Annotated in this window: 26 protein-coding genes and 1 pseudogene; 16 read left to right on the forward strand and 11 right to left on the reverse strand. The window is 74.3% G+C overall.

The annotated features are described in order from the left end of the window. Positions 1-41 precede the first annotated feature (41 nt). Positions 42-881 carry a hypothetical protein gene (locus OG799_RS13765; protein WP_406045425.1) on the forward strand — a complete coding sequence of 280 codons (840 nt, stop codon included), beginning with the start codon at positions 42-44 and terminating at the stop codon, positions 879-881. A 68-nt stretch (positions 882-949) separates the two neighbouring features. Further along, entirely contained in the window at positions 950-2,749 is a 1,800-nt protein-coding gene (locus OG799_RS13770; RefSeq protein WP_406045426.1) for a DEAD/DEAH box helicase, read from the forward strand. Positions 2,750-2,818: 69 nt separating this feature from the next. Here OG799_RS13770 and lon read toward each other — a convergent pair whose 3' ends face one another. Then, positions 2,819-5,155, reverse strand: a complete 2,337-nt coding sequence (gene lon / locus OG799_RS13775; RefSeq protein ID WP_406045427.1) for an endopeptidase La — start codon at positions 5,153-5,155, stop codon at positions 2,819-2,821. Between the two features lie 258 nt (positions 5,156-5,413). On the opposite strand from lon, the gene OG799_RS13780 reads away from it, so the two are divergent. Further along, the gene (locus tag OG799_RS13780) at positions 5,414-5,761 is read left to right on the forward strand and encodes an Lsr2 family protein (RefSeq protein ID WP_130337113.1); all 348 of its coding nucleotides are present in this window, start codon (positions 5,414-5,416) and stop codon (positions 5,759-5,761) included. A gap of 117 nt (positions 5,762-5,878) precedes the next feature. On the opposite strand, the gene OG799_RS13785 is transcribed toward OG799_RS13780, so the two are convergent. Together OG799_RS13785 and OG799_RS13790 are read right to left on the reverse strand one after the other, a co-directional pair. Next, complete coding sequence (locus OG799_RS13785; RefSeq protein ID WP_406046280.1) at positions 5,879-5,932, reverse strand: hypothetical protein; 54 nt, start codon at positions 5,930-5,932, stop codon at positions 5,879-5,881. A gap of 89 nt (positions 5,933-6,021) precedes the next feature. After that, a pseudogene (locus tag OG799_RS13790) lies at positions 6,022-6,228 on the reverse strand (DUF664 domain-containing protein); the annotation flags it as partial. 134 nt (positions 6,229-6,362) lie between these two features. Between OG799_RS13790 and OG799_RS13795 the strand changes: the two are divergent. Further along, complete coding sequence (locus tag OG799_RS13795) at positions 6,363-7,610, forward strand: MDR family MFS transporter (RefSeq protein WP_406045428.1); 1,248 nt, start codon at positions 6,363-6,365, stop codon at positions 7,608-7,610. Positions 7,611-7,674: 64 nt separating this feature from the next. On the opposite strand, the gene OG799_RS13800 is transcribed toward OG799_RS13795, so the two are convergent. Together OG799_RS13800 and OG799_RS13805 are read right to left on the reverse strand one after the other, a co-directional pair. After that, a complete protein-coding gene (locus OG799_RS13800) occupies positions 7,675-8,979 on the reverse strand; it encodes a hypothetical protein (RefSeq protein ID WP_406045429.1) in 1,305 nt (434 codons plus the stop codon). Positions 8,980-9,360: 381 nt separating this feature from the next. Beyond that, positions 9,361-10,233, reverse strand: coding sequence for a hypothetical protein (locus OG799_RS13805; RefSeq protein ID WP_406045430.1), 873 nt, complete (start codon positions 10,231-10,233; stop codon positions 9,361-9,363). Positions 10,234-10,357: 124 nt separating this feature from the next. Here OG799_RS13805 and OG799_RS13810 point away from each other — a divergent pair, with 124 nt between their 5' ends. From OG799_RS13810 to OG799_RS13840, 7 genes are all read left to right on the forward strand, one after another. After that, the gene (locus OG799_RS13810; RefSeq protein ID WP_406045431.1) at positions 10,358-10,948 is read left to right on the forward strand and encodes a GNAT family N-acetyltransferase; all 591 of its coding nucleotides are present in this window, start codon (positions 10,358-10,360) and stop codon (positions 10,946-10,948) included. A 110-nt stretch (positions 10,949-11,058) separates the two neighbouring features. Beyond that, entirely contained in the window at positions 11,059-11,247 is a 189-nt protein-coding gene (locus OG799_RS13815) for a hypothetical protein (RefSeq protein WP_406045432.1), read from the forward strand. 10 nt (positions 11,248-11,257) lie between these two features. Then, positions 11,258-11,656: an Asp23/Gls24 family envelope stress response protein gene (locus OG799_RS13820; protein ID WP_406045433.1), complete on the forward strand. Its 399-nt coding sequence runs from the start codon at positions 11,258-11,260 to the stop codon at positions 11,654-11,656. A gap of 1 nt (position 11,657) precedes the next feature. Further along, complete coding sequence (locus OG799_RS13825) at positions 11,658-12,176, forward strand: hypothetical protein (protein ID WP_406045434.1); 519 nt, start codon at positions 11,658-11,660, stop codon at positions 12,174-12,176. Then, a complete protein-coding gene (locus OG799_RS13830; RefSeq protein WP_406045435.1) occupies positions 12,173-12,712 on the forward strand; it encodes a hypothetical protein in 540 nt (179 codons plus the stop codon). Before OG799_RS13825 ends, OG799_RS13830 begins: the two co-directional genes overlap by 4 nt. Positions 12,713-12,787: 75 nt before the next feature. After that, positions 12,788-13,504, forward strand: coding sequence for a helical backbone metal receptor (locus OG799_RS13835; RefSeq protein ID WP_406045436.1), 717 nt, complete (start codon positions 12,788-12,790; stop codon positions 13,502-13,504). Between the two features lie 95 nt (positions 13,505-13,599). After that, on the forward strand, positions 13,600-14,076 hold the full coding sequence (locus tag OG799_RS13840) for a universal stress protein (RefSeq protein ID WP_406045437.1): 477 nt from the start codon (positions 13,600-13,602) through the stop codon (positions 14,074-14,076). Between the two features lie 99 nt (positions 14,077-14,175). On the opposite strand, the gene OG799_RS13845 is transcribed toward OG799_RS13840, so the two are convergent. After that, a complete protein-coding gene (locus tag OG799_RS13845; protein WP_406045438.1) occupies positions 14,176-14,874 on the reverse strand; it encodes a CBS domain-containing protein in 699 nt (232 codons plus the stop codon). Positions 14,875-15,093: 219 nt separating this feature from the next. On the opposite strand from OG799_RS13845, the gene OG799_RS13850 reads away from it, so the two are divergent. Beyond that, positions 15,094-15,669 carry a hypothetical protein gene (locus OG799_RS13850; RefSeq protein WP_406045439.1) on the forward strand — a complete coding sequence of 192 codons (576 nt, stop codon included), beginning with the start codon at positions 15,094-15,096 and terminating at the stop codon, positions 15,667-15,669. A gap of 181 nt (positions 15,670-15,850) precedes the next feature. Next, positions 15,851-16,219 (forward strand): FKBP-type peptidyl-prolyl cis-trans isomerase, encoded by a 369-nt coding sequence (locus OG799_RS13855; RefSeq protein ID WP_406045440.1) that lies wholly within the window; start codon positions 15,851-15,853, stop codon positions 16,217-16,219. A 63-nt stretch (positions 16,220-16,282) separates the two neighbouring features. Here OG799_RS13855 and OG799_RS13860 read toward each other — a convergent pair whose 3' ends face one another. The 3 genes from OG799_RS13860 to OG799_RS13870 all read right to left on the reverse strand — a co-directional run bounded on the left by OG799_RS13860 (position 16,283) and on the right by OG799_RS13870 (position 18,534). Next, positions 16,283-16,657, reverse strand: coding sequence for an STAS domain-containing protein (locus OG799_RS13860; protein ID WP_406045441.1), 375 nt, complete (start codon positions 16,655-16,657; stop codon positions 16,283-16,285). Between the two features lie 99 nt (positions 16,658-16,756). Beyond that, positions 16,757-17,413 (reverse strand): response regulator, encoded by a 657-nt coding sequence (locus tag OG799_RS13865; RefSeq protein WP_406045442.1) that lies wholly within the window; start codon positions 17,411-17,413, stop codon positions 16,757-16,759. Further along, on the reverse strand, positions 17,410-18,534 hold the full coding sequence (locus tag OG799_RS13870; protein ID WP_406045443.1) for a sensor histidine kinase: 1,125 nt from the start codon (positions 18,532-18,534) through the stop codon (positions 17,410-17,412). The genes OG799_RS13865 and OG799_RS13870 overlap by 4 nt, the downstream gene beginning before the upstream one ends. A 117-nt stretch (positions 18,535-18,651) precedes the next feature. On the opposite strand from OG799_RS13870, the gene OG799_RS13875 reads away from it, so the two are divergent. The 3 genes from OG799_RS13875 (at position 18,652) to OG799_RS13885 (ending at position 21,673) form a co-directional block, all read left to right on the forward strand. Beyond that, the gene (locus OG799_RS13875) at positions 18,652-19,563 is read left to right on the forward strand and encodes an ABC transporter ATP-binding protein (protein WP_406045444.1); all 912 of its coding nucleotides are present in this window, start codon (positions 18,652-18,654) and stop codon (positions 19,561-19,563) included. Continuing rightward, a complete protein-coding gene (locus OG799_RS13880; protein WP_406045445.1) occupies positions 19,560-20,576 on the forward strand; it encodes an ABC transporter permease subunit in 1,017 nt (338 codons plus the stop codon). The genes OG799_RS13875 and OG799_RS13880 overlap by 4 nt, the downstream gene beginning before the upstream one ends. Before the next feature lie 77 nt (positions 20,577-20,653). After that, positions 20,654-21,673 (forward strand): SMP-30/gluconolactonase/LRE family protein, encoded by a 1,020-nt coding sequence (locus OG799_RS13885; protein ID WP_406045447.1) that lies wholly within the window; start codon positions 20,654-20,656, stop codon positions 21,671-21,673. Positions 21,674-21,743: 70 nt separating this feature from the next. Here OG799_RS13885 and OG799_RS13890 read toward each other — a convergent pair whose 3' ends face one another. Beyond that, complete coding sequence (locus OG799_RS13890) at positions 21,744-23,021, reverse strand: Ig-like domain-containing protein (protein WP_406045448.1); 1,278 nt, start codon at positions 23,019-23,021, stop codon at positions 21,744-21,746. 196 nt (positions 23,022-23,217) lie between these two features. After that, on the reverse strand, positions 23,218-24,897 hold the full coding sequence (locus OG799_RS13895) for a right-handed parallel beta-helix repeat-containing protein (RefSeq protein WP_406045449.1): 1,680 nt from the start codon (positions 24,895-24,897) through the stop codon (positions 23,218-23,220). Positions 24,898-25,125: the final 228 nt, after the last annotated feature.

Below are 25,125 nucleotides of genomic sequence, written 5' to 3' on the forward strand. Positions count from 1 at the left end.
CGCGCCTGTTCCCGGGCGCGGGTGGGCCGCAGGGTCGAGACATGTCCGAGACGCTCGCCGTACCCGCTTCCCCGCCGACCCCCGCGGACCGCCCCGGCCTCCGCCTGCTGCGGCACCTGGCCGAGATGACCGTCGCCATGGTGGTCGGGATGCTGCTGCTCGGTCCGCTCTGGCGTGCGGCCGGCGCGGCGCTGGGCTTCTCCGCCGGGCTGGCCCGCCCGGCGGTCGCCGCCCTCGTGATGGCGACCGACATGTCGATCGGGATGGCGGTGTGGATGTGGCACCGGGGGCACGGGGCCCGCGCCACCGCCGAGATGGTCGCCGCCATGTACGTGCCGTTCCTGCTGCTGCTCGTGCCCTTCGCCGCCGGGCTGGTCGGCGGGGACGCCCTGCTGCTCGGCGGCCACCTGCTGATGGTGCCGGCGATGGTCCTGGTCGCCCTGCGGCACCGGCGCCAGCACCCGACCCCGGCGCCCCGGCACCCGGTGGTCGCCGCGCTGGCGGCCCGCTGGCCGACCTGGCTGGCGCTGCTGATGACGGTCGACAACTGGGTCGCCCCGGTGGTCCTACCGCCGTGGAGCCTGCTGGTGCTGCCGGCCGGCTACCTGCTGATCGGCACGCTGCGCCGGCAGTGGCGTACCCCGGGCGCGCTGCCGGCGCAGCTGGCCGGCCTGGCGGGCTGGACGGCCCTGGCCGTGCTGGCCGCCGTCGCCGACGACGGGCCGGCGCGGTGGCTGGTGGCCGCCGGCTGGCTCGGGCACGCCGGCTGGGACGTGGCGCACCACCGGCGCGGCGCGGTGGTGCCGCGCGGGTACGCCGAGTGGTGCGCCGTCCTGGACGCCGTCGTCGGGCTCACCATGGTGCTGGCCATCGTCGGCTGAACGTGTCGGGGGCGACCGTTGTGCCGGTCGCCGCGACGGGCCGGCGGGGGTGATGAAAGGCTTGACGCATGAGTTCCGCACCAACACCGACCGACCCCACCTCCACCGCCGACACCGACGAGGCGACCGCCTTCGCGGATCTCGGGCTGCGCGCCGAGCTGCTGGGCGCGCTCTCCGCGCTCGGCTACGAGGAGCCGACCCCGATCCAGCGCGAGGCGATCCCGCCGCTGCTGGCCGGCCGGGACCTGCTGGGGCAGGCGGCGACCGGTACGGGCAAGACCGCCGCGTTCGCCCTCCCGCTGCTGCAGCGGATGCCGGACGACCGGAGCGCCGGTGACCCGGTGTCGCTGGTGCTGGTGCCCACCCGGGAGCTGGCCGTCCAGGTCTCCGAGGCGTTCCACCGCTACGGCAAGGACCTCGGCACCCGGGTGCTGCCGATCTACGGCGGCCAGCCGATCGGCCGGCAGCTGCGCGCCCTGGACATGGGCGTGGACGTGGTGGTCGCCACCCCCGGCCGGGCGCTGGACCACATCGCCCGAGGCACCCTGCGGCTGGGTTCGGTGGCCACCGTGGTGCTCGACGAGGCGGACGAGATGCTCGACATGGGCTTCGCCGAGGACATCGAGGCGATCCTGGAGCACGCCCCGGCGCAGCGGCAGACGGTGCTCTTCTCGGCGACCATGCCGTCCCGGATCGACGGGCTGGCCCGCAAGCACCTGACCGACCCGCAGCGCATCCAGATCGAGCGTGAGCGGGCGGTGGCCGGCGAGGCGCCCCGGGTGCGGCAGAGCGCGTACATCGTCGCCCGGGGGCACAAGCCGGCTGCCCTGGGCCGGGTGCTGGACGTGGAGTCGCCGACCGCGGCGATCGTCTTCTGCCGCAGCCGCGAGGAGGTGGACCGGCTCACCGAGACGATGAACGGCCGGGGCTACCGGGCGGAGGCCCTGCACGGCGGGATGAGCCAGGAGCAACGGGACCGGGTGATGGGCCGGCTCCGGTCGGGCACCGCCGACCTGCTGGTGGCCACCGACGTGGCGGCCCGCGGGCTGGACGTCGAGCAGCTCACCCACGTGGTCAACTACGACGTGCCGTCGGCGCCCGAGTCGTACGTGCACCGGATCGGCCGGGTCGGTCGGGCCGGCCGGGAGGGCGTGGCCATCACCCTCGCCGAGCCGCGCGAGCACCGGATGCTCAAGACCATCGAGCGGGTCACCGGCCAGCGGATCGCCATCGACAAGATCCCCACGGTCGCCGACCTGCGGACCCGCCGGCTGGAGCTGACCCAGGCCGCACTGCGGGAGAGCCTGCTGGAGGACGACCTCGACCCGTTCCGGGTGATCGTGGAGTCGCTGACGGACGAGTTCGACATGATGGAGGTCGCCCTCGCCGCGGTGAAGCTGGCCCACGAGGCGACCCTGCCCGGCGCCCCCGACGAGGAGGAGATCCCGCAGGTCGCGGTCCGGCCGCAGCGGGAGACCCGGCCCGGGTTCGAGGGCCGTGGCGGTGAGCGTCGTGGCGGGGGTGCCCGGCCGCGTACGGGTGGCAACACCACGCAGGTGTTCATCGGGCTGGGCCGGCGGGCCGGGGTCCGCCCGCAGGACCTGGTGGGGGCGATCACCGGGGAGACCGGCCTGAACGGCCGGGACATCGGCTCGATCGAGATCGCCGACCGGTTCTCCCTGGTGGAGGTGCCGGTCGGGGTGGCCGACGAGGTGATCGCCGGGCTGCGCGGCAGCACGATCAAGGGCCGCAAGACCACCGTACGGCGGGATCGGGACGGCGAGGGGGGCGGCGAGCGCCGCGACCGGGACTTCGGCGGCGAGCGGCGCGACCGACAGTTCGGCGGGGACCGGCGCGACCGGCGCTGAGGTACGCACGCCGAGGCCCCCGGTCGGTGGACCGGGGGCCTCGGTGCGTCCCGCCGGGGCGGGTGGCGGTCAGGCCGCGCTGAGCGTCTGGCCGCCGAGGGTCTCCGCGTCGACGTCGGCCGGGCGCAGCGCCAGGGCGAGCACGTCGGCGACGTCGGCGAGGGTGTGGATGGTCAGCGCCTCGCGAACCTCGGTGGGCAGGTCGTCCAGGTCCGGCTCGTTGCGCTTCGGGATGATCACCTCGGTCAGGCCGGCCCGGTGCGCGGCGAGCAGCTTCTGCTTCACCCCGCCGATGGGCAGCACCCGGCCGGAGAGGGTCACCTCGCCGGTCATCCCGAACTCCGGGCGGACCGGCCGGCCGGTCACCAGGGAGGCCAGCGCGGTCACCATGGTGATGCCGGCGCTGGGGCCGTCCTTGGGCACCGCGCCCGCCGGGAAGTGCACGTGGATCCGCCGCCCGGCGAGGGCGTTCGGGTCCAGCCCGAGCCGTCGCCCGTTGGAGCGCAGGTACGACAGCGCGATGTGCGCCGACTCCTTCATCACGTCACCGAGCTGACCGGTCAGGGTCAGCCCCGGCTCGCCCTCCATGCTGGTGGCCTCGATGAAGAGCACGTCCCCGCCGGCGCCGGTGACCGCCAGGCCGGTGGCCACGCCGGGCACCGCCGTCCGCTCGGCCGACTCCGGGGTGAACCTGGGCCGGCCCAGGTAGCGGGCCAGGTCGTCGGTGTCCACCCGGACCGGGCCCGGGTCGGTGGCGAGTTCGACGGCGACCTTGCGCAGGATCTTCGCCAGTCCGCGTTCGAGCTGCCGGACGCCCGCCTCCCGGGTGTACTCCCCCGCGATCCGGGCCAGCGCCTCGTCGGCCACGGTGACCTCGTCGGCGGTCAGCCCGGCCCGCTCCCGCTGCCGGGGCAGCAGGTGGTCCCGGGCGATGGCCACCTTCTCGTCCTCGGTGTAGCCGTCCAGGGTGACCAGCTCCATCCGGTCCAGCAGCGGGCCGGGGATGGTCTCCACCACGTTGGCGGTGGCCAGGAAGAGCACGTCGGACAGGTCGAGGTCGACCTCCAGATAGTGGTCCCGGAAGGTGTGGTTCTGCGCCGGGTCGAGCACCTCGAGCAGGGCGGCGGCCGGGTCGCCGGAGTAGCCGGCGGCCAACTTGTCGACCTCGTCGAGGAGCACGACCGGGTTCATCGAGCCGGCCTCGCGCAGGGCGCGGACGATCCGGCCGGGCAGCGCGCCGACGTAGGTGCGCCGGTGGCCGCGGATCTCCGCCTCGTCGCGGACGCCGCCGAGGGAGACCCGGACGAAGTTGCGGCCGAGCGCCCGGGCGACGGACTCGCCGAGGCTGGTCTTGCCGACGCCGGGCGGGCCGGCGAGGGCGAGCACCGCGCCCGAGCCGCGACCGCCGACGACGCCGAGGTTGCGCTCGGCCCGCCGGTTGCGCACCGCCAGGTACTCCAGGATGCGGTCCTTCACGTCGGCCAGGCCGGCGTGGTCGGCGTCGAGCACCGCGCGGGCCGCGGCCAGGTCGGTGTTGTCGTCGGTACGCGTGTTCCACGGCATCTCGAGGACCGTGTCGAGCCAGGTACGGATCCAGCCGGCCTCCGGGGAGGCGTCGCTGGCCCGCTCCAGCTTGCCGACCTCGCGCAGGGCCGCCTCGCGGACCTTCTCCGGCAGGTCGGCGGACTCCACCCGGCTGCGGTAGTCGGCGGAGCCGTCCGGCTCGTCCTCGCCGAGCTCCTTGCGGATCGCGGCGAGCTGCTGGCGGAGCAGGAACTCGCGTTGGGACTTCTCCAGCCCCTCGCGGACGTCGCTGTTGATCTGCTCGGTGACCTCCTGCTCGGCGAGGTGGTCCTTCACCCAGCCGACGAGGAGCTCCAGCCGGGCGGTGACGTCCGGCGCGGCGAGCAGTTCGGTCTTCTGCGCCAGGCTGAGCCAGGGCGCGTAGCCGGCCGCGTCGGCCAGCTCGGAGAGGTCGGTCATCCGCTCCATGGCGTCGATGACCTGCCAGGCGCCGCGCTGCTGGAGGACCGAGGTCATCAGCGCGCGGTACTCGCGGGCGAGTTCCCGGGCCTTGCCGGCCGGGGCGGGTTCGTCGAGTTCGGTCGCCTCGACCCAGAGGGCGGCGCCGGGTCCGGGGACGCCGGAGCCGATCCGGGCGCGGGACAGGCCGCGGACCACGGCGGCGGGTTCGCCGTCGGGCAGGCGGCCGACCTTCTCGATCATGGCGACCGTGCCGACGGAGCCGTACTCGCCGTCGATGCGGGGCACGGCGAGGAGCTTCTTGTCGCCGGTGGCGCGGGCCGCGTCGACCGCGGCCTGGGTCGTCGGGTCGAGGGTCACCGGGATGACCATGCCGGGCAGCAGGACGGCGTCGGTCAGCGGAAGTACCGGAAGAGTTGCCATCGAACACCTGCTATCACGTTGAGATTGAGCGTGTCAGGCTCAAGTAACAAAGCGTTCCCCTTGTTCCGGGCTGTGACCCACGCCACGTCCCCGGAACCGACCGGCGGCCGTCCCGTCCGCCGCCACCGGCCGGGGTGGACGATTTCGCGACCGGATTAGGCGACCCGCCGAATGGCAAACCGCGGGTATTGTTGCGAATTCGCCGCGCCATACGTCAAACTCTTAGCCACACCCCGCCCGACACAGGGAGCAATGGCGATGGCAAGGAAAGTAATCACCGTTCTGACCGACGACCTGGACGGCGGAAAGGCCGATCGGACCGTCGAGTTCAGCCTGGACGGCGTGGCGTACACCATCGACGTCTCCGACGAGAACGCGGGTGTGCTGCGTAAGGCGCTGGACCCGTACATCAGCGCTGGCCGGCGAATCGGCCGCGGACCGGTCGAGGCCGCCCGCGCCGCGCGCCGCCCGGGGCGCCCGGCCACCTCCGGAATGGACCGCGAGCAGAACCGGGCCATCCGGGAATGGGCCGCCAAGAACGGCTACGAGATTTCCGAGCGGGGCCGCATCCCGGTCTCCGTGGTGGAGGCGTACAAGAACCGCTGAGCGGTCCGGCATCACCTTCGGGCACGCCGGGGTCACGCTGAGAAATCGGCGTGGCCCCGGTCCGCTTTTTCAACCGTTCACAATTTCCCGCCCTGCGTGTCCACGCCGCCGGGCTGATCACTCCCCGGTCTTCCCGTCGAGGAGCTGGCGGGCCACGTCGAGCTGACCCACGTGCCGGGCGTACTCCTGGAGCAGGTGGAAGAGGATCCGGCCGAGGCTGGGCGCCTCCTCCGGCGCGCGGAACCGACCACCCAGCTCCGCTCCACCCAGCCGAGGTGGCGGACCAACCCCAGCGGCGCCCAACCGAGGCCGTCGACCGGCGTCCGCAGCGCGGCCTCGGAGAGCCCGGCGGTCTTGCGCTCCAGCGCCCGGCGGTACCAGTCGAGGTAGCCGAGCAGCAGCTCGCGCGGGTCGCTGACGTGGTTGCCCGGCCCGTCCAGCAGCGCCGGGAAGCGCTCGGTCGACATCCGTCGACGGTACGGCCCGGAAGGTGAGCCGCGCCACCATGATCGACGCCGGGCCGCACGAGTGTCGTACCCCTGGACTGTAATGACCGGAGTGGTTAGCACGCATTACACAAGACGACTCTCGGGAGTGGCGCATGGCGACCTGGTGGCGGCAGACGGCGGGCGGACTCCCGCGCACGTTCTGGTATCTCTGGACCGCCACCCTGATCAACCGGCTGGGCAGCTTCGTCGCCATCTACCTCGGCGTCTACCTGATCTCGGTACGACACTTCGACGCGTCGTACGCCGGGATGGTGATCGGGTTGCACGGCGCCGGCAGCGCGGCCGGCACGCTGCTCGGCGGGATCGTCGCGGACCGGTGGGGGCGGCGGCCGGCGATGCTGGCCGGCAACGTCACTGCCGCGGCCACCGCGAGCGCCCTCGGGCTCAGCACCCAGCCGGTCGCCATCGCGCTGCTGACGCTGCTGCTCGGGCTCTTCCTCGGCGTCGCCCGGCCGGCCTTCACCGCCACCATCATCGACGTGGTCGGCGAACGCGACCGGCTGCGGGCGATGACGCTCAACTATTGGGCCATCAACATCGGCTTCTCGGTGGCCGCGACCGTGGCCGGCCTGCTGGTCCGGGTGGACCCGCTGCTGCTCTTCCTGGTCAACGCCGCCGTGCTGCTCGGCACGGCCACGCTGATCGCGGTCAAGGTGCCCGAGTCCCGGCCGGCGCCGGTCACCGTCGGACAGTTCGCCCGCCCGGACCGGGGCGGGCTCGGCGTGGTGCTGCGGGACCCGGTCTTCCTGACCTTCACCGCGCTCACCGGGCTGGTCTGGCTCTGCATCCAGGCGAACGTGATGCTGCCGGTGGCGTTGCAGGCCGACGGGCTGCCCGCGGCCGCGTACGGGCCGATCATCGCGGTGAACGGAGTGATGATCGTGGTGGGGCAGCTCTTCGTGCCGCGGCTGATCGGCCGCTTCGACCGGTCCCGCACCATCGCGGTGGCGGCGGTGGTGGTCGGCACCGGCTTCGCGCTGACCGCGCTGGCGGAGAGCGTCTGGTTCTACGGCCTCGCCGTGCTGGTCTGGACGCTCGGCGAGATGATGATGACGCCGGCCAACTCGGCGCTGACCGCCGACCTCTCCCCCGCCGCCCAGCGGGGCCGCTACCAGGGGGTCTACTCCCTCGGGTACGCCTTCGCCACCTTCGGCGGCCCAACCGTCGGTGGGCTGGTCACCGACCGGTTCGGCGACACCGCGCTCTGGCTGGGCCTGTTCGGCCTGGCCCTGCTGGTGGCGGTCGGCAACCTGCTCGCCGCGCCGGCCCGGACCCGGCGGATCGGCGCGCTGCGGGCCCCGGTCGACGAACCCGCCCGACCGGCGCCCGCGCTGGTCTGACTGAAACGGCGGAGCCGCCCGGGGCGTACCCCCCGGACGGCTCCGGCCGTCGACCGACCCGGTCTCAGTTGACCTGGATCCGCACCACGTCGAAGGCGGGGGTCTGGTTGGCCCGCTCCATCATCGGGATGCGGTGCGACCCGTCACCGGCCCAGACCGCGCACTGCGCGAGACCCGACTGGGGCAGCCCGGGGATCTGGATCTGCACGTCGTCCGGCTGGGCGCCACCCCGGCCGTCCTCCGTGGCCACGAAGAACGCCGGCACGTCCTGCGGGTTCGGGGGCTGCCGGGTGTCGTTGAGCATCCGGCAGGCGGTGTGGAAGTGCCCCCGCACCAGGCCCTGGTCGTTCAGCAGCGAGCTCTCCAGGTAGTAACCGCCCTGGCCGGCCGCGAGGAAGCGGTCCCGGACCAGGTTCTTCGTGGTGACCCGGAGGGTGAACGGCTGGTTCCGGCCGACCTGGTTCGGGAATTGCGTGATGAGCAGCGAGGGATTGTTCGCGGCCGCGCCCACCTCACCGAAAGCGGTGCTCACGCAGCGGTTTCCGTTCTGGAAACCGTCGTGCGGCTGGAGCTTGCTGTTGGTGCAGTCCTTGGCCAGGACGCCCAGCCCGTTCCCGTTGTTGCCGCCGTTGTTGTTACCGCCGTTCTGGCCGCCATTGTTGTTCTGACCGCCGTTCTGGCCGCCGTTGTTCTGGCCGCCGTTCTGGCCACCGCCGTTCTGGCCACCGCCGTTCTGGCCACCGGCATTCTGGCCGGCGTCGGCGAGGGCGCACTGGGCGAACTGGTCGAGCCCCTGCGGCCGCTGCGCCACCCGCCCGATCGCGGTCGCGATCCGGTTCAACGTCGCCTTCCGCTTGTCGGCCAGCGGCCGCAGGATCGCGTTGTTGATGAAGTCCTGGCCGTTGCGGCCGCCGTCGGCGGCGAGCCGCCGGTTGGCCTCGGCGATCTGGGCGTCCAACAGGGCGAGGTTGCGGTCCACCTCGTTGCGCGCCTGGTCGGGGATTGGCGGAAGCTTGCTCTTCACGTCCGGGCAGGCCACGGTGGGCGGGCCGGCCGCGGCGCCGCCGCCGGCCTTGACCGCCTGGCACTCGGCGACGGACATCTGCCCGTCACCCCAGTGGTTACGCACCCAGCGACCGTTCTGCCACGTCCGGGTGGTGCTGCCCCGGCCGCTCGGCGGGGTGGCGCCCGGGCTGGGCGGGAGGCAGGACGCCGAGGCGGTGCGGGTGTACGTCCGCCGGTCCTGGGCCGACGAGATCTGGGTCACGGCGACGATTCCGCCGAAGACCGCGAGCGTGCCGACAACGGCCAGCAGTCGCTTGCTCCGCGCGTTACCGGATGGCCGGCGCGCCCGTGTGGACCTGCGCATCGAATTGCTCTCCTTCTCGATCCGGTGGCTGACTCGTGACCCCGGCGGACCGACGGAATTCGGGGTGAGGATCACTGCGACGTTCCGGTCGCACGTCGATTACCGACGATGCCCTTTCCGCACCGTCTCCCGCGCCTGCCGGCGCGGCTGGAAGATCTGGGTCCATTCCCGCTTAGTTACGGAACGGCGACGGCGAAGGTTCAACCCCGGATCGGGAAATTCCAGCGACGGCGTTCCGACCGGCGGCGCGTCCCGGCCCACGGCGACTCGGGGGCGGCAGCGCGTCACGGGTGGCGGGTCGTCACGGCCGGCGATTCGGCACGCCGGCGTGGGTGGGCGGGGCGAACGTTCGCGCGGATGCCGGCGCGGCGGTGCGCGGTGTCAGTCGGCGCAGAGGTGCGCGAAGGCGAAGTCGCCGTCCAGCTCGTCCCGGCGGGACGCCAGCCGGCGGATGTCGACGCGGAGCTGGTCGCGGCCCACCAGCGGCGGCTCACCGGCGTCCAGGCCGCGCAGCCGCTCCCCCACCGCCAAGGCGGACAGGTCCTCCGCGAGACGCGCCGGATCGACCCCGCAGGAGAACCGCTGCGGGACGACCCGGATCCGCTCGACCAGGCACCGGCCGGACCGCACCTCGACCCAGCTCCACCCCTCGGCGGCCCCGTCCTTCCACCTGGCGTGCAGGCCCCGGACGATGGGGTCGGCCAGCCGCCGCTCCACGTACGCCTCGACGGCGGCGGCCCGGGTCAGCGCGCCGAGGTCGTTGACGTGCCCGCTGCGGCCGTCGGGCAGCCGGCCGATGATGTCCCGGAAGCCCACCGGCTCGACGCCCTCCGGCCCGGCCGCGGTGGCTTCCGCGTAGCCGCGTGCGTCGATGACGTACTCGACGATCCGGCGGCCGTGGGCGGCGCCGCGCAACGTCGGCGACTCGATCCGCAGCACCGCCAGGCCGATCGCCGCGCAGACCGCGCTCTTCATCCGTTCGGCGCGCTGCTCCGGCGAGCCGGCGGCCGGCGGCGCGGCGATGTCCAGGGCGAACAGCGGCCGGCCGGTGTCCGCGGCGCAGACCACCTGGTCGAAGCCCTCCCGGATGGCGGTGCTCCACTGGTGCCCGGTGATGCCCGGCGGCCGCCCGTGCACCAGCTCGCTGAGCCGGCGCGACGCGTACACGACCTGCCCGGCCCGGGTGAGCAGCGGCCCGCCCCCGGCCGTGACCGGACGCAGCCAGGGCACGTCCACGCTGCCTGTGCTCGTCATCTTCGCCAGATCCATCCGTCGGTCGGTCGACCGGGCCGAGTCTAGGACGTCGATCATGGTGAGCGCGTCGCCGGTGCGGCCGAATCCGGTTGCCCGGACCGGCCGGCGCCGCTGGGATGGGACCGTGTCGGTCTTCCTCACCACCACCCGGCTGGCGCTGCGCGAGTTCACCGCCGCCGACGCGCCGCTGCTCACCGAGCTGGACGGCGACCCGGACGTGATGCGGTACCTGACCGGGGGCCGCCCCACCCCGGCGGCGGAGATCCGCGAGCGGGTGCTGCCCCGGATGCTGGCCGCGTACCGGCGACCGCCGGGCTGGGGCTGGTGGGCGGCGCAGCGGCGGGACGACGGCGCGTTCCTGGGCTGGTTCGAGTTCCGGCCGACCACGGAGGGCGACCACCGGGAGGTCGAGCTGGGCTACCGGCTGCGCCGGGCCGCCTGGGGCGACGGCTACGCCACCGAGGGGGCCCGGGCGCTGGTCGACAAGGGCTTCGCCGAGCTGGGCGTGGCCCGGGTCGTCGCCACCACCATGGCGGTCAACCGGGGGTCGCGGCGGGTGCTGGAGAAGGCCGGACTGAGCTACGTGCGGACCTTCCACCAGGACTGGCCGGAGGCGATCGCGGGGGCCGAGCACGGCGAGGTGGAGTACGCGCTGACCCGGCAGCAGTGGCGGGCTGGCCGGCCGGCCACTTCCCCGTCGCCGGCGGGACACTGATCATCGGCCCTCCCGCGGACGATTCGAGTATTGCAACGTTGTAGATGACTGGCAGGAGCGGTGCCGGGTACGCCGCGCACATGAGCCGACCGGCGCGAGCGGAGGTGGACATGACGCGGCAGCAGTTCGGATTCCTCGCCGGATTCCTCCTGGTGGCGGTCTGGGCGCTCGGCGGGCCGGGCGCCGCCGCGGCCGCGACCCTGGCCGGCCTCGTGGGCTGGCTCCTGGTCCGGGTCCTCGACGGCGAGGTCACCGTGGCCGGGCTCGCCGACCGGGCCGCCCCACCACGCCGGCGCTGACGGAGCCCCGATGACCGGCACCCTGCCCCGCCGCGGCCGCACCGCGCCCGCCGGCCCTACCACCCCGGACCACCGGCCCGAAGAGCGCCGCGCCGCGCCTCCCGCCACCCCGGACCGCTGGCCCGAGGAGCGGATCGCCCGGCTCGCCGAGGACGCCGCCCGGTACGTCCGGGGGGTCTCCGCCCCGGCGGCGACCGTCCGCGCCGACGGCCGAGCCGCCCGCGTCGACCTCGACCTCGCCGTCGACCACGGCGAGCACCTTCCGACGGTCGCCGAGGCGGTACGCCGCCGGGTGACCGCCGAGGTCGAGGCGCACACCGGCCTGGCCGTGGCCGCCGTCACCGTCACCGTGGTGGACCTGCTCCTGCCGGAGGGGCACGGCAGCACGCCGCCGGGGAGCGGAGGCTGACGTGCGGACCGTCAACCGGGTTGCCACTCTGCTGCTCGCCGTCACCCTGCTCACCGGCGGTGTCCTCGTCGCGGTGGAGGCGGCGCTCGCGGCGCTCGGCCGCCCCGGCCTGCTGCTCCCCCGCGGCCACGCCGCCCTGACCGGCACCCGCTGGCAGGACGCCCCGGCCCGGAGCGTGGCCGCCGCCGTCACCCTGCTCGGCCTGGTCGTCCTCGCCGCCGAGCTGCGCCGGTGGCGGCCGACCCGGCTGCGGCTCGACGGGAACGACGGCTGGCACCTGCACCGGCGTTCGGTCGAACGACGCCTGGCCCGCGCGGTCCGCTCGGTGCCGAGCGTACGGCGGGCCCGGGTGCGGATCCGCCGGCGTGGGGACGCCTGGCGGCCCCGGGTGACCGCCACCGGCGATCCGGCGGCCCGCTCCGACGTCGAGTTCGCCGTGCGCCGGGAGCTGGACCGGTTGGCCGCGCCGACGCGCGGCCGGGTCGAGGTCCGGCTGGTTCCCGCCCGGCGGCCGGCATGAGCAACGCCGCGCACCGGCTGCTCTGGACGGTCGTCGCCCTGCTGCTGACCGCTCTGGGCGGCACCGGCCTGGCGGTGAGCCTGGGCCGGCTGCCGGGCGCCGACACTCCGCTGCTCGGCGCGGGCCTGCTGGGCTGGTGGCGGGCCGGCGCGCCGTGGAGCGCCCTGGCGGTGGTGGTCGGCGGGGTGCTGCTGGCCCTGCTCGGCCAGCGGCTGCTCGCCCGGGAGCTGCGGGTGCCGGGCCGGCTGGCGGGCACCCTGGTGCACGGCGACGGGGGTGGGCGGACCCGGGTGGACAGCGGGGTGCTGACCGGCGCGCTGGAGCGGGACCTGCTCCGGGAACCTGGCGTACGGCGGGCCCGGGTGGTGCTCACCGGCCCGACGGGGCGGCCCGACTTCTGGGTGGAGGTGCACCTCGACCCGCGCGCCCGCACCGCCGCCGTCCGCGCACACGTCGACGCCGCCGTCCGCCGGTACGCCGCGACGGTCGACTGCCGCCCCGCCCACCTGGACGTCACCGCGCTGCTCGACGGGTAGCCGTTGGCCGGCGCGACGAGCGTCCGGGTGCCGTGGGGCATGATCGGGGTCAGTCGGCGGCGGAGAGGAGCGGACGTGCGGGTGGTGTCCCTGGTGCCGTCGCTGACCGAGGCGGTGGCGTTGACCCGCCCCGAGGTGCTGGTCGGGGCGACCGACTGGTGCACCCACCCCGCCGGACTGGAGGTCACCCGGGTCGGTGGCAGCAAGTACCCGGACCTGGCCCGGGTGCTCGCGCTCCGGCCAGACCTGGTGCTGCTCAACGAGGAGGAGAACCGTCGGGCCGACGCCGACGCCCTGGTCGCGGCCGGCGTACCGGTACGGGTCACCTTCCCGCGTACCGTGCCCGAGGCGCTGACCGAGCTGGCCGGGCTGGCCGGCGCGCTGGGGGTGACCACCGAGCCGGACTGGCTCGTGGCGGCCCGCCGGGCCTGGTCCGCCCTGCCCGAGCCCGGGGAGCTCCGCCGGGCGGTGGTGCCGGTGTGGCGCCGGCCGTGGGTGGTGCTCGGCAGCGGCACGTTCGCCGGTGACGTGCTGCGCCGGCTCGGCGTGGCCAACCTGTACGCCGAGCACGCCGAGCGCTACCCCCGCCCCGACCTGGCCGAGATGAAGAAGCGCCGGCCGGAGCTGGTGGTGCTGCCGGACGAGCCGTACCGGTTCACCGCCGACGACGGACCGGAGTCCTTTCCCGGCGTGCCCTGCGCGCTGGTCTCCGGCCGGCACCTGACCTGGTACGGCCCGTCCCTCGCCGAGGCGCCCGCGCTGCTCGCCGCCCAGCTCGACGACGCGGGCTGAACCGGGGCGAACGACCCCACCCTGCCGGGCCCTTCGCGCCTGTTCGCCTGCGGCCGGGCGGTGTGGACTGCGGGCAGGAGGAGAGGAGCGCAGCGATGGAGAGCAATCGTCTGATCGTGGTGGGCGTCGACGGCTCCGACGGTGGCCGGCGGGCGCTGGACTGGGCGGCCGACGAGGCGGCGGTCCGCGGCGGCGCGGTGCAGGCCGTGGCCGCGTGGCGGTGGGACCGGATCGAGGTGGGACCGATGACGCAGGCTACCGGTCCGGTCGATGAGGAGCAGCGCGCCCGTACGCTGCTCGACGACGAGATCCGCGGGCTGTTCCTCCGCAAGGGAGCGGCCTGCCCGGTGGCCGGCGAGGTGGTCGAGGGGCCGGCGGCGGACGTGCTCACCGCCGCCGCGCGCACCGCCGACCTGCTGGTGCTCGGCAGTCACGGGCACAGCCGGCTGCGGCACACGGTGCTCGGGTCGGTGAGCGAGGAGTGCGTCCGCAAGGCGAACTGCCCGGTCGTGGTCGTGCCGGTGCCCGCGCCGACGACGCGTACGTCCACCGAGCCGGCCCTGCGGGGCTGACCGGCGTACCGGGAACTGGCCGCCCCCGTCCGGGGCGGCCAGTTCCGCGACCGCGGGCCCCGACCCCGGACGGGGGCGGGGCCCGCAGCAGGGCGACGGTCAGGCGATCGGGGTCGGGTGCACCGGGTCCAGCTCGACCGGGGTGGTGTCGTCCACGTCGTACCCGATCGCGTTGTGCACGGTGACCACGCCGCTCACCTGCGCGGCGAGCCGGCCGGCGAGGTCGACGGCGGACCGCCGGTCCAGCCGGCCGTCCAGGGTGACCGCGCCGTCGCGGACCTGGACGGTCACCAGGCCGTCCCGCACGGCGAGCACCCGGCGCAGCACCTCCTGCACCACGTCCTCCCGGATCTCCGCGTCGCTGCGCAGGTGCACCCGCAGCAGGTCGCTGCGGGTCACGATGCCGACCAGCCGACCGAGGTCGTCCAGCACCGGGAGCCGCTTGACCGCCTCGCGGTCCATCAGTCGGGCCGCCGCCGGGAGCGCTGACCCCGGGACGGTGGTCACCGCCGGCGCGGTCATCAGATCCGCGGCCAGCAGCGCGTCCGCCTTCTCCCGGGCGGTACGCCGGCGCCGCCCCTCGAAGACCCGCCGCTCGTCCGGGTGCCCGGCCCGCTCCACCTTGTGCAGCAGGTCGGCCTCGGACACCACCCCCAGCACCCGGCGGAAGCCGTCCACCACCGGCACGGCACTGATGCCCCGCCGGATCAGCACGTCGACGATCTGCCGGTACGGGGTCTCCGCCCCGACCGTCGCGACGTCCCTGGTCATCACGTCGCCCACCTGCCACGTACGCATCACGGCCTCCTCGGTCCGGTACTCCCACCAGCGACGGTAGGACCGCGGCGACGGCCCCGGTCAGAGGCGCTGGCCCGGACCGGGAAGGCCGTCCGGACCGGGCGGACAGGGGACCAAGGTCCCGGTCAGGAGCGGCCCGGTCGGCCCTGCTCGCGATGCCCGGACGGAGGTGGAATGAAGGTGCCACCGGGAAGCGCGGTGCGAGGCACCAGAAGGGACGTGGAAACCATGACCGCGACAATCGAGCGGATCACCGCCAACACCATCGCTCCGGCGGCCGGGACCACCCGTGACGTCGAGACCACCGGCCAGAAGGCCGCCCGGTACGTCTTCGCCGGTCTCCGGATCGCGCTGGGCTGGACCTTCCTCTGGGCCTTCCTGGACAAGATGTTCGGCCTCGGTCACGAGACCGCCGCGAAGAACGCCTGGATCAACGGGGGCAGCCCCACCAAGGGCTTCCTCACCTTCGGGGCCGCCGGCCCGTTCAAGGGTCTCTACAACGACATCGCGGGCGCGGCCTGGGCGGACTGGCTGTTCATGATCGGCCTCGCGGCCCTCGGTGTCGCCCTGCTGCTCGGCATCGGCACCCGGATCGCCGCGGTCGCCGGCGGGATCCTGCTGGTCATGATGTGGACGGTCGTGCTGCCCCCCGAGAACAACCCGTTCATGGACGACCACCTGATCTACGCGGGTCTGCTCGCCGCGCTGGCCCTGGTCGGCGCCGGCAACACCCTCGGGCTCGGCCGGGCCTGGGCGAAGCTCCCCATCGTCCGCCGGTTCGACTGGCTCAAGTGAAGTGAAGGAAACCGACAGTAACCCCACAGGGCGGGCGTCACCGGCGGTGACGCCCGCCATCTCGTACGCCCACCGGTCCCCGGCGCACCCCGCGTCGGGGACCGCCGCGTATCGGCGGGCCGCGATCCGGCAGGATCGACCGGGAACGGACACATCACCCGCCGAGGTAGGAGATTTGCGAATGGACAAGCCCGAGGTAGGCCCGATCGAGGGCGCGCCGCCCGCCGATCTCGTCATCGAGGACATCACCGTCGGCGAGGGCCAGGAGGCCCAGCCGGGTCAGCTGGCCAGCGTGCACTACGTCGGGGTGGCCCACTCGACGGGCCGCGAGTTCGACGCGTCGTGGAACCGCGGCGAGACCTTCGAGTTTCCGCTCGGCGGCGGCCAGGTCATCGCCGGCTGGGACCAGGGCGTGGTGGGCATGAAGGTCGGCGGCCGTCGCCGGCTGACCATCCCGCCGCACCTGGGCTACGGCAGCCGGGGCGCCGGCGGGGTCATCAAGCCGAACGAGACCCTGGTCTTCGTGGTCGACCTGCTCGGCGTCCGCTGACCCGTCCGGACTTACCCAGGGCCGTCGGCGGTACCGCCGGCGGCCCTGGCGTGCCGGGGCCGGTCAGGCCGCGACCAGCTCGCGCGCGGCCGCCGGTTCCCAGCCGGCGGGCGCCGAACCGGCCACCACCCGCACGACCCGGTGCAGCCCGGTGGCCCGCAGCACCCGGGTCACCACCGGGTCCGGGTCGACCAGCACCAGCTCGCCGCCGCGGGCGCGGGCCCGCAGGTGCGCGGCGACCAGGGCGCGCACCCCGGCCGCGGAGAGCACCCGCACGCCGGACAGGTCCACCCGCAGCACCGGCCGCGCTGGGGCGTCCCAGAGCGCCGCCCGGAACGACCCCACGGTGGCGATGTCGATCTCGCCGACCGCCCGGACGTCCACCACGTGGTCGGCCACGTCGATCTCCACGTGGAACCGGTCGCTGTGCTGCCTCATGTCGACGAACCTATCCCGCGGCACCGACACTTCCGGCCGCTCGGAACGCGGGATCCGGGAAGGTCCCGGGTGCGACCCCGAGGGCCTCCGGGTGATCCCTCAGCCGCTCTCCCCGAGGCGGTTCTCCCAGGCCCACGCGGCGATCTCCACCCGGTTGCGCGCGCCCAACTTGCGCTGGATCCCGGAGAGGTGACTCTTCACCGTGCTCAGCGAGATGAACAGCTCGGCCGCGATCTCCTGGTTGGTCCGGCCGCGCGCGATCGCCCGGACCACCTCGGTCTCCCGGTGGGACAGCGCCGGGCGGAACCGCCCGTCGGCCGGGGGCGCGGGCGGGTTCAGATGCCGCAGCAGCCGCAAGGTCAGCGAGGGTGAGACCAGCGCGTCGCCGTTGTCGGCGGCGCGTACCGCCTCCACCAGCAGGGTCGGACCGGCGTCCTTGAGGATGAACCCGACCGCGCCGCCCCGCAGCGCGCCGTAGACGTACTCGTCCAGGTCGAAGGTGGTCACCACGACGACGCGCAGCGGGTCGGCCACGCCCGGCCCGGCCAGCGCCCGGGTGACCTGGAGACCGTCGAGCCGGGGCATCCGGATGTCGACCACACAGACGTCGGGGCGCAGCCGCCGGGCCTGCTCCACCGCGTCGACCCCGTCGACGGCCTCGGCCACCACCTCGATGTCGGGCTGGTCCTCCAGGATCATCCGCAGGCCACCCCGGACCATCGCCTGGTCGTCGGCGAGCAGCACCCGGATGGTCAACGACGCTCCCTGGTCGACGCGGGCAGGACGGCCGAGACCGACCAGCCGCCGCCCGGGCGGGGGACGGCGGCGAGTGTCCCGCCGAGGGCCTCGACGCGCTCCCGCATCCCGACCAGACCGTAGCCGTGCCGCCGGGGATGCCGGGTCGGCGCGGCCGGGCCGTCGTCGACGACCTCGACGGTCACCGTACCGGCCCGGTCGGCCACCGTGACCGTCACCGTGCCCGCGCCGGGCGCGTGCCGGGCCACGTTGGTCAGCGCCTCCCGGACGACCCGGTAGACGGTCGCGGTCACCTCCGGCGGCCAGCCCGGATCGTCGTCCGGAACGGCCAGCCGCACGGTCACGCCCTGCCGCTCGAAGCGGGCGACCAGCTCGGCGAGCTGTTCCGGGCCGGCCGAGGCCGGGGCCGCGTCTGCGCTGTCCCGCAGGATCCCGACCAGGCGTCGCATCGCCGCGAGCGCGTCGGAGCCGGCCGACTCGATGCCGGCCAGGGACTGCCGCGCCCGCTCCGGCTGCCCTCCGCTGACCAGTTGCGCGGCCTGGGCCTGGACGACGATGCCGGTGATGTGGTGGGCGACCACGTCGTGCAGTTCCCGGGCCAGCTCCAGGCGCTCGTCCCGGCGTACCTGCTCGGCGGTGGCCCGGCGGCGGGCGTCGAGCAGCCGCAGCGCGGCGCCGGCCGCGACGGCGACCAGCCAGGCCACCGCGTTCCAGACGGGCACCGCGGTCGGGCCGGCGGAGACCATCGCGGCCACCACCACGGCGAGGCCGCCGGTGGCGATCGCCGCGGCCGGGCGGAGCGGCAGCGCACCGACCGCCGAGGCGACCACCACGGCCAGCGGCAGCGCGGTGGCCGGACCCGGCTCGTGCGGCAGCCCGGCCAGGTCGGCGACGAGGACGGCGACCGCCGCGACCACCAGGCCCACGGCCGCCGTCCACCCCCGATGCCGCCGCCGGACCAGGGCGAGCAGCGTGACCACCACGCCGACCGCACAGTCGAACACCCAGTACGTCCCGCCCCAGCTGCCCGCGAGCGCCGCCGCCTGGACGGCGATCGCGGCGGCGCAGCCGAGCCCGAGCCCGACGTCGGTCGCCACGCCCCACCGGTCCGGATCTCCCATGCCGCCCAGGCTAGGGAATCGCGGCGCGGGTCGAACCGGTCAAAAGTACGGTCGCGGCGGCCGGGAACCGTGCCGTGGACCGATGGCGGGCGTCCCCCGGTGGCGAAGGCTCGGGGCATGACCGACGAGAACTCCCCACCGGTGCTGCACGCCGAGGGTCTGACCAAGCGGTACGGCAACCGGGTCGCGCTGTCGCACTGCGACCTGCGGATCCCGCGCGGCCGGGTGATCGGCCTGGTCGGGCCGAACGGTGCCGGCAAGTCCACGCTGCTCCAGCTCGCCTGCGGGCTGATCACCCCCACCGAGGGCACCCTGCGGGTGCTCGGCTCCCGCCCCGCCGCCGACGCGGCCCACCTGGCCCGGGTCGGCTACGTCGCCCAGGACACCCCGGTGTACGCGTCCCTGACCGTCGCCGACCACCTGCGGATGGGGGCCTGGCTCAACCCGTCCTGGGACCGGGCCCTGGCCGAGCGGCGGATCGCCCAGGTCGGGCTGAACCGGTCGCAGAAGGCGGGCGGGCTCTCCGGCGGCCAGCGCGCCCAGCTCGCCCTGACCGTCGCCGCCGCGAAGCGTCCCGAGCTGCTGATCCTCGACGAGCCGGCCGCCGCCCTGGACCCCCTGGCCCGGGACGGGTTCCTGCACCACCTGCTGGAGTTCGTCGACGAACTCGGGGCCAGCGCGCTGCTCTCCTCGCACCTGCTCGGGGACGTGGCCCGCGTGTGCGACCACCTGGTGGTGCTGGCCGGCGGCCGGGTCCAGCTCGCCGGGGACGTGGCCGACCTGCTGTCCCGCCACCACCGGCTGACCGCGTCGCGCGGGGAGCTGGACCGGCTCCCGGCCGGGGTGGAGCCGGTCCGGCGGGAGTCGGCCGGCGGCTACGACCGGATCATGGTGCGCACCGGCACCGTCCCGCCGGCACTGCCGGGGACGGTGGCGCCGGTGGGGCTGGAGGAACTGGTGCTGGCGTACCTGAGCCGCGCGGCCGGCGACCCGACCGGGCCGGCGCCGAGCCTGGAGGTGCGGCGGTGATCCGGTTGACCTGGCGGCAGTTCCGGGCCCAGGCCCTCGCCGGCCTGGCCGGGCTGGCCCTGCTCGCCGCGTACCTGGTGCGCCTGGGGCTGGCCGTCCGGCACGACGAGGACACCTACCTGTCCCGGTGCCGGGCCGGCGGTGACTGCGGAAGCGCCCTCGCCCAGTTCCTCGGCGAGTACCAGAACACTCTGCTGTACGTCGCCGGGCTGCTCGCCCTGGTGCCCGCCGTGCTCGGCATGTTCTGGGGCGCGCCGCTGGTCGGCCGTGAGCTGGAGGCGGGCACGCACCGGCTGGTGTGGAACCAGAGCGTCACCCGGACCCGGTGGTTCGCCGTCAAGCTGCTGGTCGTCGGGCTGGCCGCGATGGCCCTCGCGGGCCTGGCCAGCCTCCTGCTCACCTGGGCCGCGAGCCCGGTCGACCGGCTCGCCGGGGACCGGTTCGGCACCCTCGTGTTCGGCGCGCGGAACATCGCGCCGGTCGCGTACGCCGCCTTCGCGTTCACCCTCGGCACGGTGGTCGGGGTGCTGGTCCGCCGGACGCTGCCGGCGATGGCGTTGACCGCGGTCGTGTTCGCCGTGGTGCAGTTCGTCATGCCGAACGTGGTCCGGCCGCACCTGATGGCCCCGGTCACGGTCTCCCGGCCGATGACCGCCGAGGCGATCAACGAGGCACGGGCGCTGGGCAGCATCACCGGTGCTCCGGTGGTCAAGGGGCTGAGCGTCCCCGATGCCTGGGTCAGCGACGTCAGCGAGCTGCGCACCGCGGACGGCCGGCCGCTCGCGGCGGACCGGTTCGACCGCTGCTTCCGGGACCCGCCGCGCACCGGGGCGACCGGCACGTTCGGCGACACGGCGGTCTGCCTGGGCCGGCTCGACCTGCACGTGCGGCTGTCGTACCAGCCGAACCACCGCTACTGGACGTTCCAGTGGCTGGAGTCCGGGATCTACCTGGCGCTCAGTGGGCTGCTGGCCGGCTTCGGCCGCTGGCGGATCCGCCGCCGGGTCAGCTGAACCGTCGCCGCGGGCGGCCCTCGACGACACGCCGCCGAGGGCTGCCCCGGACGACATCGGCGGGGAAGAATGGCCGGATGGTCGTTCCCCGCACGCGTCCACCCCTGCTGATCCGACCGGTCCGCGAGCCGGCCACCGTGCCCCCGCCGCTGGAGGGACCGTGGGCCCCCACCGACCTCCGGCTGGACCACGCCGACCTGCTTCCGCTGCCCGACGGCGCGCACGGGCCGGAGGACGTGCTGATCGACCCGGACGGCCGGGTGATCAGCGGGGACGAGGACGGCCGGTTGTGGTGGTGGCCGGCGCACGCGCCGGCGGGCAGCCGACCCCGGCTGCTCGCCGAGACCGGCGGCCGGCCGCTGGGCATCGAGCTCGACCCGGTCGACGGCGGCCTCGTGGTCTGCGACGCCTACCGGGGGCTTTTGCGGGTCACCCCGGACGGCGTGGTGCAGGAGCTGACCGGCACGGCGCCGCCGGTGCACCTCGCCGACAACGCCACGGTGGCCCGGGACGGCACGATCTACTTCACCGACTCCAGCGACCGGTTCCCGCTGTCGCACTGGAAGCGGGACCTGCTGGAGCACCGGCCCAACGGCCGGGTGCTCGCGTACGACCGGCGGACCGGGCGGACCGAGGTGGTGACGAGCGGGCTCTACTTCCCCAACGGGGTCGCCCTCACCCCGGACGAGTCGGCGCTGATGCTGGTGGAGACGGCCACCCACCGGCTGCTCCGGGTCGACCTGCCGGACGGCCGGGCCACCGTGCTGACCGACCTGCCGGCGTACCCGGACAACGTGGCCGCGGTGGGCGACGGGACGTACTGGATCGCCCTGCCCAGCCCTCGGCTGCCGATCATGGAGCGGCTGCTGCCGCATCCCCGGGTACGACAGTTGGTGGCCCTGCTGCCGGGCGTGGTGCAGCCGCAGCCCCGCCGGTACGGCCTGGTCGCGCTGGTCGACGGCGAGGGGCGGGTGCTCCGCACGCTGCACGGACCGACCGGCGCGTACTCGATGATCACCGGCGTGCGGCAGCACGGCGACCGGCTCTGGCTGGGCAGCCTGACCGCGACGGGCGTGGCCCGGGTGGGCCTCGGCTGAACGCGGCGTGACGACCGGGTCGGCCCGCCACCAGGGTGGCGGGCCGGCCCGGTCGTTCCTCCCCGGTCGATCAGCCCCCGCTGGCGGAGGGGGCCGGCGCGGGCGCCGAGCCGCCGGCCACCGCGCCCGGGTGCGGCACGCTGCTGGGGGTGGGCTTCAGCCCGACCGGGACGGGCAGCGCGCTGCCCTTGACGAACTCGTCCCAGCTCACGTTCCAGGCCGTCCAGCCGTTGCCCGCCTGCAGCTGCACCTCGGTGCCCTTGACGGTGACCAGGTCGCCGACCTTGGTGATGCCCATCAGCCAGTCCGCCGCGGTGGCGGAGACGTTGGCGCACCCGTGGGAGACGTTGGTGTTGCCCTGCTCCCCCTCCGACCACGGGGCCGAGTGGATGAACTCCCCGCCCCAGGTGAGCCGCTGAGCGTCGTCGACGTCGACCACGTAGCCCCCGTTCGGGTCGCCCCGGGTGTCGAAGGTGGTCCGATCGAACTTCTCCATGATCACCATCTTGCCGCTGGAGCTCGGCGTGCTCGCCTTGCCGAGGCTCACCGGGATCTTCTTGATCAGCTTGCCTTCCTGGAAGACCGACATCTGCTTCGTGGCGTTGTCGATGTCGAGCGAGACCTGCCGGCCGATCTTGGAGACCGAGGTGTGGTCGGCGTCGCCGACGGCGTCCTTGCCGATCGGCAGCCCCTCCAGCCCGGTCCGGACGCTGATCTTGGTGCCCGGCTTCCAGTAGTCGGGGGCCCGGTAGTAGACCTGGCTGCCGTCGTCCAGCCACGACCAGGCGCCCGGCTGCGGCGGATCGGTCTTCACGAACAATCGGCGTTGCACGGCCGCCCTGGCCTCTTTGGGAATTGCGGGCTCGAACGCGACGGTCACCGGCATCGCCGTCCCGTACGTCTGATTACCGGCGAAATACAAAACGCTGGTGATGGCCTGCTTGGTCGATTTCGCCATCGTGGTGAACGTCGTCTTCTGCGTGGTGGTCCGCCCGGAATCGCCGGTCGCGGTCACCTCCGCCGTGTACGTCCGCGAATTCTTCAACGGCCGGGTCGGCACCCAGCTCGACCGGTCCTCCCGCGGCTCCGCCGGCACCTGCGCACCCTTGTCGTCGGTCAGCCGGACAGCAGTGATCTTCCCGCCCGCGACCGTCGCGCCCACCTCGGCGCTGATCGGCACACCCTTGGTCCGGTCGGCCGGTGTCAGGGTCACCGACGGCCCGGCGGCCGCCTTCTTCCCGTGCCCCGGCTTCGCCGCCTCCCGCTGGCCTGCGGTGCAGGCGCCAATGACCAACGGTGTGGCTGCGATGGTTACCGCGAATAGCGTCAATCGCCGCCTCACGTCCATATTCCGCACCCCTTTTCCAGTCCCCTTGGCCTCATTCTGTACGGCACTTCTCGGGCCGGGTCGCACTTTTAGGGGAAATGGTGGGCGAAGGGGCGGCAATTTGGTGTCGGGTGTGCCCGACAGGTGACGGCCGGGCGTGACGTCCGGGATCGGCGGCCCTGGGGGGCGGCGTACCGGACGTGCCGGACCGGGCCGGTCAGTCCCAGTCCTCGTCGCCGTGGTTGCGGTCCCACCGCCCGCCGAGCGGCGGGGTGTCCAGCCGGGTCGCCGCCGAGGCGTTGCCGGCGAAGTCGTTGTCCTCCACCCGGCAGTCCACCCAGCTGCCCCGGTCGGTGATCCACAGCCCGTGGGTCTGCGTCCGCACGTCGTGGTTGTCCCAGACCCGGTTTCCTCGGACGGTCGCCGCGTCGAAGGCCGCGTTGATGGCGATGCCGGCCCGGGTGTCCGGCGCGGCCGGCAGCTCGTACGGGGTCCCGGGCGGCGGCGTGTCGCCGCTCCACGCGGTGCAGGCGTCGGGGCGTACCGGGGCGAGGGTGAGTTCGGTGCCGGTGTTCGCGGCGACCGTGGCGGTGCTCTTGCCGACCCGGAGCACCTTGCCGCGGTGGCCGTCGTGCGGCCAGTCCGCCGACCGGTCGACCAGCTTCGTGTCGCCGTAGCGGACGGTCTCGCCGCCGCCGGTGTACGCCCCGGCGCACTGTCGGCCGTTGTTGCGGACGCGGTTGTTGAGCAGCACGGTGTCGGTCATCGGGCGGTCCACCCGGATCGCGTCCAGGCCGTTGCCCCAGAACTCGTTGCTCTCGATCACCACGTCCAGCGCCGGGTCCTGGTATCCGTGGCCGAGGTTGTGCTCGTGATAGCCGTACCGGCCGTTGCCGCTGATCCGGTTGCCCCGCACCGTGTACGGGCCGGGCGTGTTGCCCATGCTGACGCCGTCGGCCATGTTGCCGTCGATCACGCAGTCGGTGAGCAGCCCGCCCCGGCCGGCCACCCCGGCGGTGCCGTTGGCCGAGACGTCGTAGCCGGCCTCCAGGTTGCCGGTCATCGTGCAGGCCGTGACGATCAGGCCGTCGACCCCCCAGTCGGAGATGCCGAACCGGTTGCCCTGGCTGTGGCAGCCGACGATCCGGTACCCGCGCGGCGGTGGCCAGTACGCCTTCTGCAGCTCCAGGAAGATGCCGTTGGTGCCGTTGCCGAGGGTGGTGCAGTTGGTGATGGTGAGCCGCTCGATCGTCCCCCAGCCGCCGATGCCGACGCCGATGCCGGCGCCACCCAACTCCTCCCCGTTGTCCAGCCGGCCGCAGCCGATCACCACCACGCCGTCGATGCTGCTGTCCTGGAGGAAGTCGCAGCCCAGCCCGGTGGCGGCGGTGTGGTGGATGTAGAGGTTGCGGAAGATCCCACGGACCACGTACTGCAGGCCCAGCCCCTTGGCAAGGTAGCTGTACTCGGCCATCGCCACCCCCGAACCGTCGATCTCGAAGTCGGCGAAGGTGCAGTCGGCGATGTGCCGGTCCCGGTTCGCGCCGTGCTGCACGGTGGTCCAGAAGGCCAGCGGCGTCGGGTCGGCCCGGTTGCCCTCGTTGCTCAGCAGGAACCGCGTCGCCGCCGGGCCGGCGCCGATCAGCGACACCCCGCTGCGCCAGACGGTCCCGGCGTCGCGGACGGAGTAGATCCCCGGCGGGCAGTAGATCACCCGCGCCCGCCCGTCGGCGGCGTAGCCGTCGCCGAGCCGGTCCACCAGCGCGGCCAGCGCCGGCTGGTCGTTGGTCACCCCGTCGCCGGTGAGGCCGTACTGGCGGGCGTCGCACCACAGCGGCGCGCCCGCGACGGCCGGGCGGCGGCTCCGCACGGTGGACGGCAGTTCGTGGTATGACACGGCTGCTCCTCTGGGACTCCGGGCGACGACGGCCTCGGATTCCCGGCCTCCCGGGCGGCTAACACCGCCGGACGGCCACGGGGAGAGGATGCGACAGACCGGACGACGGCGGAACGCCTCGCCCTCGCGGGGCGCGCCGGCCGGTCAGCGCGGGACCGGTCGCCGCGACACCGAGGTGGGCAGCCGACGGACGGCAGCCGGGCCGGTCGCCCGCAGGAGCGACCGGCC

The sequence above is a fragment of the Micromonospora sp. NBC_00898 genome (assembly GCF_045207895.1).
GTDB lineage: Bacteria > Actinomycetota > Actinomycetes > Mycobacteriales > Micromonosporaceae > Micromonospora.